This is a genomic window from Paradesulfitobacterium ferrireducens (assembly GCF_017310645.1).
Taxonomy (GTDB): Bacteria; Bacillota; Desulfitobacteriia; order Desulfitobacteriales; family Desulfitobacteriaceae; genus Paradesulfitobacterium; species Paradesulfitobacterium ferrireducens.
This window is the reverse complement of record NZ_JAFLRH010000031.1, coordinates 26807-44948: the sequence shown is the minus strand read 5'-3', so window position 1 is coordinate 44948 and position 18142 is coordinate 26807. Positions and strand designations below refer to the sequence as shown.

The following is an 18142-nucleotide window of genomic DNA, read 5'->3' as shown; positions in this document are numbered from 1 at the left end:
TCTAAGCACGACTAAGAAATAAAAAATTACTCACTTTTTTAAAATACAAAAAAAGCTTGAACACCTTGCAAATACAGGGCTTTCAAGCTTTTTATAGTTTTTAACTGTCAAAGATGAGAATGTATTATATGACATGAATTACGGTGTGTCAACCGCTTAAACTGAAAAACTTAAAAGCTCCTGCGTACACTCTTGCAAACGGAAAAAAAATCTAGTAAAATATTTTTGGAAGGTAGGGGAACCTTCCTGGGAGATAGGTGGACGAGGTGGCTGAAACAGGCAGTGGAACGTACGCTGCCTGTTTCACTTTATTAGCTAATAATTAGGTAAAATCTTAGAAAACACGTTGCAGATATTTAAGCTGCGGTCGGAGGAATCTGACCGCAGCTTTTACTTTTACCGTTTCAGTTTACCGTTTAAGCATCCTTATCGACGGTTTAATGAGACAAATTGTCTATTGAATGCAATCTTGTTAACAGTCTGATAACAACGGTGTAAAATTCAGTTAGATTCCAAATGTTATTTGTTGTGTTAACTTGATTTAGAGAGAATGTAAACAAGCAGGGGGGGTAGGCTATGAGAGAGGACAAAAGAGAAGGAATAGTAGAAGAAAGCAAGGTCTTTAAGCCGGGAGCGGAGTTTAAGGCCCGGGCCCTGGTACGGGAAGAAAAAGTATATGAAGAGGCAGCTCGAGACCGGATAGGGTTCTGGGGCCAAGCGGCTGAACGTTTGGATTGGTTCAAACCCTGGGACAAGGTGCTGGAGTGGGACCCTCCTTTTGCTCAGTGGTATGTGGGCGGCAAACTCAATGCTTCCTATAATTGTCTTGACCGTCATTTAACAAGCTGGCGCCGCAATAAGGCAGCGATCATATTTGAAGGGGAATATGGTGACAGCAGGGTTTTAACCTATCAGGACCTTTACCGGGAAGTCAATCAATTTGCCAATGTCCTCAAATCCCTGGGAGTTAACAAAGGGGACCGGGTTACCATTTATTTGCCCATGATTCCGGAGGCAGCCATCGCGATGTTGGCCTGTGCCCGCATTGGCGCGCCTCACAGTGTGGTCTTTGGCGGATTCAGCGCCGAAGCCTTGAGGGACCGTCTGATCGATGCCAAAGCTAAAGTGCTCATCACCTCTGACGGAAGTTTTCGCCGCGGCAGTGTGGTTCCGCTTAAAGAGAATGCGGACAGTGCCTTGGCAGGCTCGGATTCAGTAGAGCATGTCGTTGTGGTTCAGCGCACCGGAACTGAAGTGAACATGAAAGAGGGCCGTGACCTCTGGTACCATGAGCAAATGCAAAAGGCAGCCCTTGAATGCCAGGCGGAAGAAATGGATGCAGAAGATATGCTCTTTATCCTTTATACCAGCGGAACTACTGGGAAACCCAAAGGCGTCGTGCACACCACGGGGGGCTATATGGTCGGAGTGAGCACTACCCATGAGTGGATTTTTGACCTAAAAGAAGAGGATGTTTACTGGTGTACAGCGGATGTGGGCTGGATCACAGGTCACAGTTATATTGTTTACGGCCCCCTGGCGAATGGAGCCACGGTGCTCATGTATGAAGGGACTCCGGATTACCCGGCGAAAGACCGTTTCTGGGAGATTATTGAGAAATACCGGGTGACAATTCTATACACGGCTCCTACCGCTATCCGCACCTTCATGAAATGGGGTCCGTCCTATCCCGAGAGCCATGATCTTTCGAGTTTAAGGCTTTTAGGGTCTGTCGGAGAACCGATCAATCCGGAAGCTTGGATGTGGTATTACAAACACATCGGGCAGGAGCGCTGCCCCATAGTGGACACGTGGTGGCAGACGGAGACCGGTATGATTATGATGACCCCCCTCCCCGCACTGACCGCGCTCAAACCGGGTTCCTGCACCGTGCCTTTTCCCGGGGTTAAAGTGGAAGTGGTGGATCATGACGGGCGGCCCGTGGCCAAGGGAAGCGATGGCTATTTGGTCGTGCGGGAACCGTGGCCGGCCATGCTGCGCACGGTTTACGGAGATCAGAACCGCTATGTGAACACCTATTGGAGCAACTGGCCCGGCATTTACTTTACCGGAGACGGGGCGAGATGGGATGAAGACGGGTATTTCTGGGTCTTGGGCCGGGTGGATGATGTGATTAATGTCTCCGGGCACCGCATTGGCACGGCTGAAGTCGAGAGTGCTCTGGTTGATCACCCGTCTGTGGCCGAAGCCGCTTGTATCGGTAAAAGCCATGAAGTGAAGGGCCAGGCCGTTGCTGCCTTTGTCACGCTCAAAGAAGGGGTTGACGTGGGCAACGGTTTAATGGATGAACTAAAAGCCCACGTCGCCAAGAAAATCGGAGCCTTGGCACGGCCGGATGACATATTCTTCACGCCTGAGCTGCCGAAGACCAGAAGCGGCAAGATTATGCGCCGGCTCCTGCGGGATATTGCCGAAGGCAGGGCTTTGGGAGACACCACGACTCTAGCTGACGCTTCTGTAGTTCAGGCTTTAAGAGATAAATAGAAGTCTATTCACCCGCCAATGCTTGAGGGTTTTTATGGTTTCGGCATTAATAGCAATGTTATGATAATTCCCTCATTTTTTCGTACAGAATTCTGGCATAAGGGGGTCTAAGTGGTGGCTCCTTCCGACCAAGCCGTGCAGTCAATCGAACGGGCATTGTTAATATTAGAAACACTGGGCCACCATCCCCGGGGTATCGGAGTGACGGAACTGGGGCATAGCGTAGGTTTACACAAAAGTACTGTGCACCGGCTCCTAAATAGCCTGGGGGTATATGGATATGTTGAACAGGACAAAGATACAGAACGTTACCGTTTGGGAATGAAAATATTATCTCTGGGCTTAGAAATGCTTACTAATCTTGATTTTCGTACGGAAGCGCTCCCTTATATGAAAGAGTTAGTGGAAATATCGAGGGAAACTGTGCAATTGGCAGTTCTCGACCACGGCCAAGTGGTTGTGGTCGAGAGAGACCATTCACCTGAAACTATTACGGTTAACCTCGGTTTAAGAGCAGACGCCCACTGTACGGCGGAAGGCAAGGTGATTCTGGCCTATTTGCCACAGCAGGAAAGCATGGGCATCCTGAGTAAACGCCCGATGCGCCGGTATACCCAGCATACATTTACTGAAATCAGTGAATTGCTGGCACATTTGGATAAAGTGCGAACTCAAGGATATGCAGTTAATGCGGAAGAATCAGCAGAGGGGTTAAGAGCGGTAGCTGCTCCAGTCTTTGATCATACTGGAAAAGTGATCGCGGCCATAAGCATCACAGGGCCTACTTCCCGCCTAAGCCTTGAACGGATTGCCAGGTTGGTAACTGTGCTTAAGGAAGCCTGTAGTTCCGTTTCAGTCCGTCTAGGTTACAGAACAGATAAAGGCACACGTTACCGCTGAGCCCGGAATGATTTCATATAAGGGAGGAGGATTAGGGTGAAAGGGTCTGACGGTTGCGGGGAAAAGGCTTACCTTGCCGAGTACGAGCAAATCTGCCGTGATTTCCGCTGGTCTGAGGTTGCAGAAGAATTGCATCTGGGTCAGAAGTATAACATTGCTGTCGAAGCGGTCGATCATAAGGCGGTAGGCCATCGTAAGCAAAAAGCGGCTTTTAGATTTTACAATGGGAAAACTGAAATAACGGTTTCTTATGAGGAATTAAAAAATTTAACCAATAAATTTGCTAATGTACTCCAAGGACTAAAAGTTCAGCCTGGGGAACGGGTGGCTGTTTTTCTCCCCCCGGTACCGGAGTTTTACGTTGCTTTTTTGGGAGCGGTTAAAGCTGGAGCAGTCGCAGTTCCATTGTCAACAGCTCTCATGTCCGATGCCTTGACAGAAGTCCTGGAAGACAGTGAGGCATCAGTCGTGATCACTTCGGGAATCCTTAATCAACGCATCAGGAGAGAGAAGCTGCCTTCCTTGTGCCATGTAATCCTGGTGGACCGAGGATTTGAAGCGGGCGCTGGTTCGCAGGCAGAGATTTCTTTCACAGAAACTATAGATTATGCCGAAGGTATGGCGGCAGCATCTTCTGCCTATGTAGCCCGGGAGTATGATCCGGAAGACCCGATGATGCTTCTTTATACCTCAGGCTCAACCGGTAAACCAAAAGGTGTAATCCATGTTCACAGTGGAATTCTGCATTTTTATCAGACTGGGAAATTAGTGCTGGACCTACAGCCTCAGGATATTTTCTGGTGCACTTCGGATCCGGGGTGGGTGCCTGGGATTTCTTACGGGATTTGGGCACCGCTCTTGAATGGGGTAACCAGTGTCATTCATGCAGGGGAGTTTAATGCGGATAAATGGTATGAGGTCTTAAGCAAGCTGCGAGTTAATATTTGGTATACAACCCCTACCGCCCTCAGGCATTTGATGAATTTTGGTCCGGACAATCCGGCAAAGCGTTATTCTCTCAAATCTTTACGCCACATTCTCACGGTAGGAGAGCCGTTGAATCCAATGGTGATTCGCTGGAGTGCTCAGGCTTTTGGTCTTACAGTGCATGATACGTGGTGGATGACGGAGACGGGGGGGCAGATTATCTGCAATTTTCACTGTCTTCCGCTTAAACCAGGCTCTATGGGGCGAACAATTCCAGGGATCGAAGCAACAGTGATTGATGAGCAAGGGCGGGAACTCCAGCCTTTGGAAGTGGGGCAACTGGCGCTGAAAGCCGGATGGCCGGGCATGATGCGCGGGATTTGGAAAGATGAAGAAAAATACCGGGAGTACTTTCGCTGGGGGACATGGTATGTAACCGGAGATTTAGCCTATCGCGATGCTGAAGGGTATTTTTGGTTCCAAGGGAGAGTTGACGATGTGATTAAGAAAGGGAGTGAACGCATCGGTCCCTTTGAAGTGGAGAACAAGCTTGCCGAACATCCTGCGGTTATGGAGGCCGGAGTGATTGGCAAGCCTGACCCGCTGTGGGGGGAGATAATTAAGGCCTTTGTCGTCTTGCATCCTGGCTTCTCTTGGTCAAAAAACCTGGAAGCAGAGCTGCAAGAATTCATTCAAGAACGGCTGGGACCGCACTTGGTTCCGTGGGAGATAGAAGCGCGGGGTGATTTGCCACGGACCCGCAGTGGCAAGATTATGCGGCGAGCGCTAAAAGCGTTGGAATTAGGCTTGCCATTGGCTGATCCCGGCGAAGAGGAATAGAAAATAGTGCTTAAGGTTTTAAGCCCGTATCTTTCCGTTAAGGGTACAGATACGGGCTTTTTATGTCCTATCCGTACGCTTGTGAAAAAATGCAGTTCACCTCAAAAAACCAGCAATTCATCTGAAAAGTCTCAACATTCAGGCATATATTGTTATAATGGATAATATCAAAACAGAGTTTCATATTATGAAACCAAAACAACTTTGGAGGGGGTTAGATAATGGGGGAAGAACGATTAGAAGGGCTGCTGGAAGAAAACAGGGTCTTTAAGCCGGGCGCGGAGTTTCAGGCTCAAGCCGCCGTGCAGGAAGGGAAGGTGTACGAGGAAGCGGAGAGTGACAGGCTCGGGTTCTGGGGCAAAGCAGCTGAGCGCTTGAGCTGGTTTCGGCCCTGGGAGAAAGTCTTAGAGTGGGAGCCGCCGTTTGCCCAGTGGTATGTCGGTGGGAAGCTCAATGCCTCTTATAACTGCATTGACCGCCATCTGGCAGGTTGGCGCCGCAACAAGGCAGCCATCATTTTCGAAGGAGAACACGGAGACAGCAGGGTCTTAACTTACCAGAACCTTTACCGGGAAGTAAATAAATTTGCCAATGTCCTTAAATCCTTGGGAGTGGAGAAAGGGGACCGGGTTACAATTTACCTGCCTATGATCCCGGAAGCAGCGATTGCCATGCTGGCCTGCGCCCGCATCGGGGCACCACACAGCGTAGTCTTCGGCGGCTTTAGTGCGGAAGCTTTAAGAGACCGTATTAACGATGCTCAGGCCAAAGTACTCATCACCTCAGACGGAAGTTTCCGGCGCGGGAGCGTTGTCCCGCTGAAAGAGAATGCAGATACTGCTCTTGCAGGGGCAGGTTCAGTAGAACATGTAATAGTGGTCCAGAGAACCGGAAGTGAAGTGCACATGCAAGAGGGACGTGACCTCTGGTATCATGAGCAAATGCAAAAGGCTGCAGTTGAATGTCCGCCGGAAGAGATGGATGCGGAAGACATGCTCTTTATCCTCTATACCAGCGGGACTACCGGGAAACCGAAAGGGGTAGTGCACACTACCGGAGGTTATATGGTAGGAGTAAGCACAACCCATGAGTGGATTTTTGACTTGAAAGAAGAGGATGTGTATTGGTGTACGGCAGACGTCGGCTGGATTACCGGGCACAGCTATATCGTATACGGTCCTCTGGCTAATGGGGCCACAGTGGTAATGTATGAAGGAACTCCGGATTATCCGGCTAAAGACCGCTTCTGGGAGATCGTCGAGAAATACCGGGTAACAATCCTTTACACCGCGCCCACCGCCATCCGGACCTTCATGAAGTGGGGTCCGTCCTATCCTGAGAGCAGGGATCTTTCCAGCTTAAGAGTCTTGGGAACGGTAGGGGAACCGATCAACCCGGAAGCCTGGATATGGTATCACACATACATTGGACGGGAGCGCTGCCCGATTGTGGACACTTGGTGGCAGACAGAAACAGGGATGATTATGATGGCTCCCTTACCCGGGCTTACGGATCTTAAACCGGGTTCGTGCACCGTTCCGTTCCCGGGTGTCAAAGTGGAAGTAGTGGATCATGACGGACAGCCCGTGCCTAAAGGAAGCGGCGGCTATTTGGTAGTAAGAGAGCCTTGGCCGGCGATGCTGAGAACAGTTTACGGGGACAATGACCGCTATGTTCAGACGTATTGGGGCAACTGGCCGGGTATCTACTTTACCGGAGACGGGGCCAAATGGGATCAGGACGGGTATTTCTGGGTGCTGGGGCGGGTAGATGATGTCATCAATGTCTCCGGGCACCGCATCGGAACAGCTGAAGTAGAGAGCGCTCTGGTTGACCACCCCGCAGTAGCGGAAGCAGCCTGCATCGGTAAGAATCATGAGGTCAAGGGTCAGGCGGTGGCAGCCTTTGTCACGCTCAAGGAAGGAGTGGAGACAAGAAACGGCTTAGTGGATGAGCTGAAAGCCCATGTGGCGAAGAAGATCGGTGCTCTGGCGCGGCCTGATGATATTTTCTTTACAGCCGAACTGCCGAAGACCAGAAGCGGCAAGATCATGCGCAGGCTGCTGCGGGACATTGCGGAAGGCCGGGCTTTGGGTGACACCACGACCTTAGCCGATGCTTCCGTGGTTCAGACCTTGAAGGAGCAGTATCAAGAGTAGAGCAGAGGGGTAAATAAACAAATAAAAATAAAGAAAGAAGAGCAATCTCAAGGGTATGGAATAGCAGAGCAGGGGTGTCTATCAGTAACGTACGGGGAGGTAGGCTTATGGAATGGGAGCACATTGCCGAAAGTCAGGAGTTTAAGCATCTTATTTCGATTAAGACCAAATTTACGATCATCGCCTTAATATTTTCCTTTGTATATTATTTCGCTCTGCCTTTAAGCGTCGGTTATTTGCCCGGAGTCATGAATAAGAAAGTCACGGGTGCCATCAATATTGCGTACTGGTTCGCGCTCTCTCAATTCTTTGTGGCCTGGATAATTGCAGGGATCTATGCGCGGGTGGCGAATCGCCATTTTGACCCAATAGCCGAGAAGATCCGCAGAGAAAATGCAGAGGGGGTTGAGGTATGAACTGGCTGGCAATCGGGATGTTTGTGGTATTTGTCGGAATCACTCTGGGAATTACCTATTGGGCGTCTCATCATACCAAAACCACAGCGGAGTATTATGCCGCAGGGCGCAGTATCAGCGGCGTGCAAAACGGTTTTGCCATCGCCGGGGATTATATGAGTGCCGCTTCTTTTTTAGGAATCGCCGGTTTAATCGCCCTTAACGGCTATGATGGATTCATGTACTCTGTTGGCTGGTTGGTGGCCTATATCGTCGTTTTGATCCTGGTGGCCGAGCCCATGCGCAACAGTGGCAAATACACAATGGCGGACGTCCTGGCCTATCGCCTGCGCCCGAAGCCGGTCAGGACCGCCGCTGCTCTCAGCACTCTGGTCATCAGTACGTTTTATATGCTGGCGCAAATGGTGGGTGCAGGTACTTTAATCAAGATGCTCCTAGGAATTCCGTATGAAGCTTCAGTAATTTTTATCGGGATTATGATGATCCTTTATGTCACTCTCGGTGGAATGCTGGGCACAACCTGGGTTCAAATCATTAAAGCCGGGTTGTTAATGTTCGCGGCCACTGTGCTAAGCCTTTGGGTTTTGGCGAAGTTTAATTTTAACTTAGTCACCTTTTTCAATGGGTTGTCGGCTAAGTATGGGCAAAAGTTCCTCGAACCCGGGCTTTTGTACAAAAATCCGATTGAGCTGGTCTCGTTAGGAATGGCTCTGGTGCTTGGCACGGCAGGGATGCCTCACATTCTGATGCGCTTTTATACAGTCCCAACGGCGAAAGCCGCTCGAACTTCCGTGCTGTGGGCCATGGGCTTAATCGGAACCTTTTATATTATGACAACCTTCCTCGGTTTTGGGGCGGCCTATTTTGTTGGCAGCGCCACCATCAAGTCCATTGATAAAGGCGGGAATATGGCAGCGCCGCTCTTGGCTCAGATGCTCGGGGGAGGCCCCAATACTTTCGGCGGAGAATTTTTGTTGGCATTCGTGAGCGCGGCAGCTTTTGCGACGATTCTGGCTGTGGTGGCAGGTTTGACTCTGGCTGCTTCCAGCGCTTTCGCCCATGACTTCTACGTCAATGTGTTGCGGGGCGGGAAAGCGGATGAGATGACCCAGGTAAGAGTTGCGAAGCGAACGGGTGTGATTGTAGGAATAATTGCGATCATACTCGGCATCTTGGCCAAGGGGCAAAATGTTGCGTATCTGGTGGCTTTGGCTTTTGCAGTCGCTTCCAGCGCCAATATCCCGGTTATCATTCTGGCTCTTTTCTGGAAGAGGTTTAATACAACCGGGGCCGTGGCGGGAATTTTGGTCGGGTTAATAGCTTCTGTCGGCTTAATGATGATTGGTCCGAGCGTCATGGGCAAAGCGGCTATCTTTCCCTTGTCTAACCCCGGGATTGTAAGCATTCCAATCGGATTTATCGCTGCGTTCTTAGGTACTGTGCTCGTGCCGCAAAGGAGTGAAAGCAACATCAAGTATGAAGAACTTTATATCAGGGCAAATACCGGACTGGGCGCAGAATAAATATTATTAATTGTGCACTAACTTGCCTCATACCCCACTGGCCTTTCAGTGGGGCTTCTTTTCGTTAACTTGTCACAGAGAAAGGAATGCTGCATAATAGTTCTAACCTATTAGCAGCGGGGGGCTTGGAGTGTGTTTGATTATCGCCGGATTCAAGTGCTGGCCAATCGTTCCACCAGCGATGCCAGGGAGCACTACGCCGGGCATCGCGCTCAGACTATGAAAAGCATTCAAGAGGGAATAAACGCGTTGGGGCGGCAACCTCAAAAGCTGATTGTTTTCGGTGTGGGAAATGGCAATGATCTGAACCTACCGCAACTGTCTGCGCTGGCTTCAGAAGTATGGCTCTCCGACATAGACGGAGAAACTTTGAATAACACGGTTGAAGGCTATGGGCTTGCGCATAAGGTGCGCACCTGGGTGGGAGATGCCGGGGGAGGAGTAGAGGAAATAAACCGCTTGCGCACGGCTGCCGGGACCTCTGCTCAATCTCTGGAGGGTTTGCTTAGGGAGTTAGAACTGAATCTACAATTTCATACTAATGGCAACCCTTTTCCGGAGAAATTTGACTTGGTGGTCAGCCAATGCCTGCTTTCTCAAATTCAGTGGGCGGTATCCCAAACCGTGTGGGATCGGGCTCAAATTTCTTTTGCAGCCGGGCAGCGGCTGCTTAGGGATGGTGTACAATCTCCGCCTTTCCCGCAACTGGCCAGGGTTCTTGAGCTGCTTACTTTCAATCATCTCAAATGGCTGGCGGGGGTTCTCCGGCGCGGGGGCATGTTAATACTCAATACTGACATAACCTGGCAGGGAATACCGCTCTACGGCACGGATGTATCGAGGATCTGGCAGCATCTCGCAGAAAGACACAATCTTAAAGGGTTGTTGCTAACAATGCCTGAGGAAAAGCTCTGGCAATGGGACTTGGACGAGCGGACTGCAGCTACTGTGAGTTCTGCTTTGTTTATGAAAAATGGATGACAAGGAGTTGGATAGCTTGGCAATAGAAATCGAACGCAAATTTCTGGTGAGGGGGAATTTACTCCCTCACCTTGAGCTTGGACAAAGGATTGTCCAGGGATATCTATGTGAAGAACCTCAAATCCGTTTTCGCTTATTGGAAAATAAAATTGTGATTACACTCAAAAAAGTACAGCCGGACGGAAGCCGTTTCGAGCTTGAAACAGAGAAAGATATGGCCTTGCCCGAAGAAGGGTCAGCGTTGCTGAACTTGGCTATTTACCCGGTAGTGGAAAAGGTACGCTACCGGCTGCCCTTTGCCGGGTTGACCTGGGAAGTCGATGTTTACCAAGGGGAGAATCAGGGCTTAATCACGGTGGATGTGGAGCTTCCGTCCCTGGATTTTCCCGTGGTGTTCCCGGACTGGGTGGACCAAGAGCGCGAGATTACGCATGATCCGCGATATTTCAATACCAATCTGGGGAAAACCCCCTTCTCGCACTGGGGACAAGGGGAAATTGGTAATAATCTCTATCCCCGTGTATAATAAAGGAAACTTACTTCAGACGGGGTGTTAGCCTCGATCATCCGTGAAGGATGATCGCACTTGTTGGCTGAAGTCTAGTTGACTTATCCTCTATGGGGATAAGAGGTATTGTGAGAATGCTTGGAGGGATGCACGTGGAACAACAGAAACTAAAAGCAAGGACAGAGATAGCGGACCAATATAAGTGGAAGCTGGAAGACATATTTGCGACAGACCAAGCTTGGGAGCAGGAGTTCAAACAAGCGGAAAAGCTGATGGAGGAAGCCCGCAATTTTCAGGGGCGCTTAGGGGAATCCCCGGCTGTCTTGGCTGAGTGTTTTGAATGGATGGATAAGCTCGGGCTCAGCATCGAAGAAGTCTATACCTACGCCCGCATGCGCCGGGATGAAGATAACCGCCAGGCCCGGTATCAGGAAATGACGGACAAGGCCGGCGCTTTATCCGTAAGGGCCGGCAGTGCCACCTCTTTTGTGGTGCCGGAGCTGTTGGCTTTGCCGGAAAAACGCTGGCAGGAACTCACCCAGGCTCCGGAATTAAAAATCTATGCCCATGCGCTCGACAATATCTGGCGCAAGCGGGAGCATGTGTTGAGCCAGGCTGAGGAAAAGCTCTTAGCCGAAGCCGGGGAGATTGCCGAGGCTCCGGGCACGATTTTCGGAATGGCCAATAACGCCGACCTTAAATTCCCGGCGATTCGGGATGAACAAGGGCAGGAAGTGGAATTAACCAAAGGCAACTTCATTCAATTTATGGAGAGCCCGGAACGGCGCGTGCGCAAGGACGCTTTTGAAACGCTTTATCACACGTATGACAAGCAGAGAAATACCTGGGCCGCCACCCTGAACGCCAGTGTCAAGGCCGATGTCTTCTATGCCAAAGCCCGCCGCTATCCCTCGGCTCTGGAAGCCTCTCTGGATGACGACCGGGTGCCGGTCAGGGTTTATGACGCCTTGATTGAGACGGTTCAGGAATTCCTGCCGGTGATGTACCGGTATGTGGATTTGCGCAAAAAAGCTTTGGCCTTGGATGAGCTGCACATGTACGATGTCTATGTGCCGATCGTGCCGGAAGTCGAGATGGCCATTACTTATCCGAAGGCAAAAGAAATGGTTCTGGCAGGACTGAAGCCTTTAGGTCAGGAATACTTGCATGTGTTAGAGCAGGGGCTCAAGTCAAGCTGGATTGATGTGTATGAGAATGAGGGGAAAACAAGCGGGGCTTATTCCTGGGGCACCTACCGTTCCCATCCTTATGTCCTGCTCAATCATCAGGATACCTTAGATTCCATGTTTACCCTGGCCCACGAAATGGGGCATTCCCTGCATACATACTTTTCGAATAAGAACCAGCCTCACCTTTATGCCGGGTATAAAATCTTTGTGGCCGAAGTGGCTTCCACCCTGAATGAAGCTTTAGTGATGGACCATTTGCTCAAGACCAGCGGGGATAAAAAACTGACGGCCTACTTGGTGAATCACTATTTAGAGCAGTTCCGGGGCACGGTCTTCCGCCAGACCATGTTTGCCGAGTTTGAGAAAAAAGTGCATGCCGTGGTCGAAGAAGGCGGAGCCTTGACCGCTGATTCCTTGTCCGAGATGTACCGTGAGTTAAATACAAAATACTATGGGCCGAATATGGTCAGTGACCCGGAAATTGCCCTGGAATGGGCTCGGATTCCTCACTTTTATAACGCTTTCTATGTTTATAAATACGCCACCGGATTCTCAGCCGCTACAGCCCTGGCCCGGGCCATCCTTAATGAGGGAGAGCCGGCTGCCAAGAGGTATCTTGAGTTTCTCTCAAGCGGCGGTTCGGATTATCCGATCGAACTCCTGCGCAAAGCCGGCGTAGACATGGAAACGCCCCAGCCGGTGCGGGAAGCCCTCGAAGTGTTCAGCGGGCTGGTGGAGCGGCTGGAGCAGCTCTTACTTAAATAACCTTGGGAACTACCGGCTGCGACTAAGGCTTAACCAGTTCCTGAAAACGGGAATCAGAGCGTACGGGTGCAAAGTCGTGTTCCGTGCGGGCAACGTCTTTGACCCCCGGGTTGAGGGCAATGGCCGGTTTCAGGTATTCTATCACTTGCTCCGCCTTGCCTTGGCGGCCATAGATACTGGCGATCCCGTAATAGCTCCAGGTATCCCGGTTATCCAGTTCAAGGGCGTGGGTGTAGGCCGCAATCGAATCCTGCCACCGCCCGGCAAGCTCATTAGCCAAGCCAAGGTTAAAATACCCGTAAACATAAGAACGATTTAACGACAGGGCTTGCTGAATCAAATCAAGCCCTTGGTCATACTTTCCCTGAAAAGCGAGGCTTGCACCTTTTAAGGTCAAGGCTTGGAAGCAGGCGGGGTCAATTTTCAGGGCCTGGTCGAACTTAAGAATAGCCTGAGTGAATTGCTGTTGATCATAAAGCCGGTGCCCTTCGTCATAAAGAGCCAAGGCTTCCGGCTTGACCACAGGCGCGTCAGTGGGAGCGCTCGCTTTTTCCGAAAGCGCCGGCTTTTCCCCAGGCTGTGCGTTGCCGAAGAGCGTTTGCCAGATCATCTGGTCGGTTAAAAATTCCACCGGAGCTTTATCATCCGTAAAAATCATGCCGCCGCTTGGCTGGACTGCGCTCAGTTCCCGGGTGTAATGGAGGGCAGAAGGCTGAAGGGCCATGGGCAGGTCTGCGGGGATTTCCGGTATCGAGAGCGGGCTCTCACTGGCCAGGAGCACATAGTTATAGGAACCGGGGACAGGAAGCACATAGGTATAGGCAAAGACTGAGTTTAAAGTCTGCTCAAAGGACTGCAGCAGTTCTGATGTGGGGGAAATCGCGTTGACATTCAGGGCGAGTATGCCCTCGGGTTCTAAGTGGGCTTTAACCTCCCGGTAAAATTCCTGCGTTGCCAGGTGAAAAGGAATGTAAATTTGCTGAGAATAAGCATCCACGATGATAAGGTCTGCCTTCTCCTTCTTGGAAGTCAGAAAAATGCGGGCATCGGAGTTTATGACTTCTCCCTCGTTTCCTTTTAGCCCGAAAAACTTAGTGCCCAGGGGGATGATGTCCGGGTCGATTTCCACCCCGGTCAGCCTGAGCCCGGGAAAAGGCGGATGGACCCAGCGGTCAAATAGGCCGAGCATGGTGCCGCCGGCCGAACCGAGAATCCAGACATCCGGCTCCTCCGCCGGGCGCAGAAAAGGCAGCAGCAGATAATAATTATAGTAATCCTGGGGCGGGAGGACGTGATCAGGCCGGTAAACGGACTGGTAGCCCCCGCCCTCGTTATAGACTAAGGCAATGCTCCCGTCTTTCTGCTCAACCACCTGGGCGTATTGATAGGGAGTTTCTTTTTCCCATAGCACCTTACCGCTTGCCTTAACAGCTGTAGGTGCCAGCACGAGCAACGCCAGGGGAATTAAGGCCAAGGCGGCTGCCCACCAGCGTTTGAGTCCGACGGCAGAGATGCCGATCAGAATAAAGGAAGACCAAAAGATGGTAGCCCGGGTGCCGATACTTGGAATCAGAATCAAAGACGGAATAAAGGTTCCGAGCAAGCTGCCCAGAGTAGAGAAAGCGTTCAAACGTCCGGCTGTTTCCCCGGCCTGGCCGGTGGACTGGACGGAGAGGCGCAAGGCGAAGGGGCTGACCATTGCCAGCATAAAGACAGGGGGAGCAAAGACAAACAAAGTCCCGACAAAAACCAAGAGGGATATGCGCACCGGTGTGGCCAGGATTCCGGCGGTTAAGAACTGGAAGACGCCTTGAGCGGCCAGAGGAATGACGCTTAAGATTAAACCTGCCCCCAGCGAAATCCCGAACAGAACCCCGGGGCGCGGGTAACGGTCGGCAATCCGCCCGCCGAACACGTACCCAAGCGACATTGCCAGCAGGATTATCCCGATAATATTGGACCAGACGATGAGAGATGTTCCAAAATAGGGTGCAATCAGACGGGATGCGGACATTTCAATGCTCATTACGGTTGCTCCGGTTAAGAATACGTACACATACAGAAATTTTGACGCCAAATCTAATCCTCCTCTTCAAGCAGCCGACTAGAAAGTATAAATCGGGAAACAGACCTCATAAGTTGATACTTCTTTACATAAATTTGATGCGTTATGACAGATTTCCTGCTTATTTAGACAAATATATGCCGCATATCCGTGACATCTTCCTTTTTCTTACGATTTTCTTTTTCAGGTTGGAATGTTCTTTGCTAATAATATTTGGGTAAAAGGCAAATACCATGTAAGAGAAGAAATGACTGAAGATGCTATAGATAAGGGAAGAAATGATGAAGAAAAGATTAAGGATAATCTGAGCAGGTAAACCTTGACAAAAAGAAAAGGCAAGGCGTAAGATGGTTGTGGTAACCCCTGGGGGGTAAATGCACGTTATAATCAAATATAAATTTGGAGAACGGGAAGGGAGGCGCTCTTATGAGTGATGCCTGCAGCACATGCGCTTCGGCAGGAAGCTGTACGACCGAGAGTTGTTCAACAGAGCCCAAGCTAACGGAGGCTCAGAAAGCCAGTCAGGTTAAAAACCTCATAGCAGTGATGAGCGGTAAAGGCGGTGTCGGAAAATCTTCTGTCACCGGCATGCTGGCCACCAGCCTGCACAACCAGGGGTATAAAGTCGGGGTTCTGGACGCGGATATCACGGGTCCCAGTATCCCGAAAATCTTCGGGGTTACGGAAAAGGCTATGGTTAATTCGATTGGGGTGACCCCGCCGAAGAGCAAAGGTGGAATTAAGATTATGTCCCTCAATCTAATGCTCGAAAACGAGGATGACCCGGTAATCTGGCGCGGGGCTATTATCACCCAGCTTGTGCAGCAATTCTGGACGGATGTCGTATGGGGAGAGCTTGATTATTTGCTTATTGATATGCCGCCCGGAACCGGGGATGTTCCGATTACGGTATTTCAGTCTTTGCCCATAAGCGGGATCGTGGTTGTGAGCAGTCCCCAGCAGCTGGCGGGCATGATTGTGCGCAAGGCCATAAATATGGCGAAGAAATACGATGCCCGCATTTATGGGCTGATTGAAAACATGGCTTATGTCGAATGCCCGGACTGTCATACCCGGCTCGAAATTTTCGGTAAGCCGCAAGGGGAACTGGAAGCCCAAAAAAGTGAAATCTCTTTCCTGGGGCAGCTGCCGCTGGATCCTTCCCTGGCTTCTTTATCAGATGCCGGTCGCATCGAAGAGTACCAATCCGAAGGATTTCGCGCAATCGCCGCCCGGTTGGCGGACGAAATCGCCAAGTAACAAGTATTTGCAAAAGACCCTTAGACGGGGTCTTTTTAGCTCTAGCTAAGAAGGATTTCTCACGTGTTGGGAAGAAATAGTATATGGTAAGTATAGACTTAGCTTCAAAGGAGGTGGCCCGACCGAGTCGGGAGCATATGGAATCAACAATCCGTGATTTGAATTTAGCGCCTCAGGGGCAGCTGAAAATTGATTGGGCGGCAGCCCACATGCCGGTTCTGAATCACTTACGCCAAGACTTCGAACGGGAACAGCCCTTTGCCGGGAAAAAAATTGTGATTTGTTTGCACCAGGAAGCCAAAACCGCTTATTTGGCCAAGGTTATTCAGGCTGGAGGAGCCCAAGTTGCAGTAGTAGCGAGCAATCCTCTCTCGACCCAGGATGATGTGGTTGCTGCCCTGGTCAAAGGAGGAATACGTGCTCATGCTTGGTATGGGGCAACCCTTGACGAATACCGCCGTCATCTGAATCTGGCCTTGGATTTTGGACCGGATTATATCATCGATGATGGCGGGGATCTCGTTTCCACCATTCACAAGGAAAGAAGGGAACTGTTGGGCAAGGTCAAAGGCGGCGCGGAAGAGACCACTACCGGCATCCTCCGCCTGAAGGCTATGGATAAAAGCCAAGAGCTGGGCTTCCCCATGGTAGCCGTGAATGATGCGGAAAGCAAATATCTTTTCGATAATCGTTATGGCACCGGACAGTCTGTCTGGGATGGAATTATGCGCACCACGAACCTGGTTGTGGCCGGAAAAACGGTGGTTGTGGCCGGATATGGCTGGTGCGGCAAAGGGGTGGCCTTAAGGGCTAAAGGACTTGGCGCCAGGGTAATTGTGACGGAAGTTAATCCAATCCGGGCGAATGAAGCTTGGATGGACGGGTTTGAAGTGATGCCCATGCTGGAGGCTGCGAAGCAGGGGGATGTTTTCATTACCGTGACCGGGAATAAGGACGTCATCCGCGCCGAGCATTTCCGGGTGATGAAAGCGGGAGCCATTCTTTGTAATGCCGGGCATTTTGATGTTGAAGTCAGCCGGGTCGAATTGGAGCAGCTTGCACAGTCCCATCGTTTAGTAAGACCGAACATTGTAGAATACACCCTTCCCGGCGGCAAAGAAATTTATCTTCTGGCCGAAGGCAGGCTGGTCAACTTAGCCGCTGGGGATGGACATCCGGCGGAGGTCATGGATATGACGTTTGCCCTCCAGGCCTTGGCTCTCCACTTTTTGGTTACACATCAAGGAACATTGGAAAACCGGGTCTACGGTGTACCCAAAGAAATAGATGAACAAGTTGCGACCTTAAGGCTTAAATCCTTGAATTTGAGCATTGACAGCCTAACCGCAGAGCAGCAGGCCTATCTGGCGGCCTGGGAGTAATACTTCGGTAAAGCTCTGTGAAAGTATGCATTAAGGGAGGCACGTTGTGAACGAGGGGCGGGCAATCTATACGCAAACTGTCAATCTGCCGGATGGAGAAATTATCGTCCAAGGCCCTCTGCCTTCCGATTTCTTAAAAACCCTGGAACTTGACCCGGGTTTAAGGGCTTTTCGCCCGCCGTTTCGCCAAAAAGAAGCGCTCATCGGCATCAGTGCACTGGACAATGGACGGATCGTAGGTGCTTATCGTGAGCATACTCTCTTTGGCTATGTGACATTTCATCCCCCGGATGATTTTGAACGCTGGGCTCAAGGGCCTGAGCAAACGATAGAGCTTGGAGCCATAGAGATTGCTCCGGCGGTCAGGCGCTATGGGGTTGCCCGCCGTTTACTTGAAGTTGCCTTTATGGACCCGGTGATGGAAAAGTTTTTGGTCGTGGCGACGGAATACTACTGGCATTGGGATCTGGAACAATCCGGCCTCCAAGTCTGGGAATACCGGGAAGTGATGCGCAAGCTCATGGCCCATGCCGGTATGGTGGTTAAAGACACGGATGAAGAAGAGATATCCTCTCATCCGGCCAACATGCTCATGGTTCGTTACGGCAATTTAATTCCAAAAGAAGCGATCCTTGCTTTTGAAAAAATTCTTTTTCATAAACCGGATTCGAACCGGGGGTAATGGTCAAGGCTAGGAATCCCGTTTTCCGGACAGAATAGT

13 protein-coding genes are annotated in these 18142 nt (G+C 50.7%); 12 read left to right on the top strand and 1 reads right to left on the bottom strand.

All coding sequences use genetic code 11. The features are described 5' to 3' along the window. Nucleotides 1-576 precede the first annotated feature (576 nt). The 9 genes from acs (J0X21_RS11280) to pepF all read left to right on the top strand — a co-directional run bounded on the left by acs (J0X21_RS11280) (nt 577) and on the right by pepF (nt 12714). The gene (gene acs, locus J0X21_RS11280; RefSeq protein WP_206812308.1) at nt 577-2505 is read left to right on the top strand and encodes an acetate--CoA ligase; all 1929 of its coding nucleotides are present in this window, start codon (nt 577-579) and stop codon (nt 2503-2505) included. Nucleotides 2506-2619: 114 nt separating this feature from the next. Continuing rightward, a complete protein-coding gene (locus J0X21_RS16090; protein WP_206812307.1) occupies nt 2620-3405 on the top strand; it encodes an IclR family transcriptional regulator in 786 nt (261 codons plus the stop codon). Nucleotides 3406-3441: 36 nt separating this feature from the next. Beyond that, nucleotides 3442-5172, top strand: coding sequence for an acetate--CoA ligase (acsA, locus tag J0X21_RS11270; RefSeq protein WP_328812789.1), 1731 nt, complete (start codon nt 3442-3444; stop codon nt 5170-5172). A gap of 221 nt (nt 5173-5393) precedes the next feature. Next, nucleotides 5394-7331, top strand: a complete 1938-nt coding sequence (gene acs, locus J0X21_RS11265) for an acetate--CoA ligase (protein ID WP_206812306.1) — start codon at nt 5394-5396, stop codon at nt 7329-7331. A gap of 107 nt (nt 7332-7438) precedes the next feature. Further along, nucleotides 7439-7747 (top strand): DUF485 domain-containing protein, encoded by a 309-nt coding sequence (locus J0X21_RS11260; protein ID WP_206812305.1) that lies wholly within the window; start codon nt 7439-7441, stop codon nt 7745-7747. Beyond that, complete coding sequence (locus J0X21_RS11255; RefSeq protein ID WP_206812304.1) at nt 7744-9270, top strand: solute symporter family protein; 1527 nt, start codon at nt 7744-7746, stop codon at nt 9268-9270. Before J0X21_RS11260 ends, J0X21_RS11255 begins: the two co-directional genes overlap by 4 nt. Nucleotides 9271-9402: 132 nt before the next feature. Further along, a complete protein-coding gene (locus tag J0X21_RS11250; RefSeq protein ID WP_206812303.1) occupies nt 9403-10251 on the top strand; it encodes a hypothetical protein in 849 nt (282 codons plus the stop codon). Between the two features lie 16 nt (nt 10252-10267). After that, complete coding sequence (locus tag J0X21_RS11245) at nt 10268-10777, top strand: CYTH domain-containing protein (protein WP_206812302.1); 510 nt, start codon at nt 10268-10270, stop codon at nt 10775-10777. Nucleotides 10778-10905: 128 nt separating this feature from the next. Further along, nucleotides 10906-12714, top strand: coding sequence for an oligoendopeptidase F (pepF, locus tag J0X21_RS11240; RefSeq protein ID WP_209011401.1), 1809 nt, complete (start codon nt 10906-10908; stop codon nt 12712-12714). A 22-nt stretch (nt 12715-12736) separates the two neighbouring features. Here pepF and J0X21_RS15745 read toward each other — a convergent pair whose 3' ends face one another. Then, nucleotides 12737-14791, bottom strand: coding sequence for a fused MFS/spermidine synthase (locus tag J0X21_RS15745; RefSeq protein WP_236006220.1), 2055 nt, complete (start codon nt 14789-14791; stop codon nt 12737-12739). A gap of 414 nt (nt 14792-15205) precedes the next feature. On the opposite strand from J0X21_RS15745, the gene J0X21_RS11230 reads away from it, so the two are divergent. The 3 genes from J0X21_RS11230 (at nt 15206) to J0X21_RS11220 (ending at nt 18103) form a co-directional block, all read left to right on the top strand. After that, entirely contained in the window at nt 15206-16039 is an 834-nt protein-coding gene (locus J0X21_RS11230) for an Mrp/NBP35 family ATP-binding protein (RefSeq protein ID WP_206812300.1), read from the top strand. A 137-nt stretch (nt 16040-16176) separates the two neighbouring features. Beyond that, nucleotides 16177-17421 (top strand): adenosylhomocysteinase, encoded by a 1245-nt coding sequence (locus J0X21_RS11225; RefSeq protein WP_206812299.1) that lies wholly within the window; start codon nt 16177-16179, stop codon nt 17419-17421. A 46-nt stretch (nt 17422-17467) separates the two neighbouring features. After that, nucleotides 17468-18103 (top strand): GNAT family N-acetyltransferase, encoded by a 636-nt coding sequence (locus tag J0X21_RS11220; protein ID WP_328812786.1) that lies wholly within the window; start codon nt 17468-17470, stop codon nt 18101-18103. The last annotated feature ends 39 nt before the right edge of the window (nt 18104-18142 follow it).

Bases quoted from the DNA above. Each gene is read 5' to 3' on its own strand.
- acs (WP_206812308.1), top strand. From the start codon at position 577: ATGAGAGAGGACAAAAGAGAAGGAATAGTAGAAGAAAGCAAGGTCTTT.
- J0X21_RS11260 (WP_206812305.1), top strand. From the start codon at position 7,439: ATGGAATGGGAGCACATTGCCGAAAGTCAGGAGTTTAAGCATCTTATT.
- pepF (WP_209011401.1), top strand. From the start codon at position 10,906: ATGCACGTGGAACAACAGAAACTAAAAGCAAGGACAGAGATAGCGGAC.
- J0X21_RS11225 (WP_206812299.1), top strand. From the start codon at position 16,177: ATGGAATCAACAATCCGTGATTTGAATTTAGCGCCTCAGGGGCAGCTG.
- J0X21_RS11255 (WP_206812304.1), top strand. From the start codon at position 7,744: ATGAACTGGCTGGCAATCGGGATGTTTGTGGTATTTGTCGGAATCACT.
- J0X21_RS11230 (WP_206812300.1), top strand. From the start codon at position 15,206: ATGAGTGATGCCTGCAGCACATGCGCTTCGGCAGGAAGCTGTACGACC.
- acs (WP_206812306.1), top strand. From the start codon at position 5,394: ATGGGGGAAGAACGATTAGAAGGGCTGCTGGAAGAAAACAGGGTCTTT.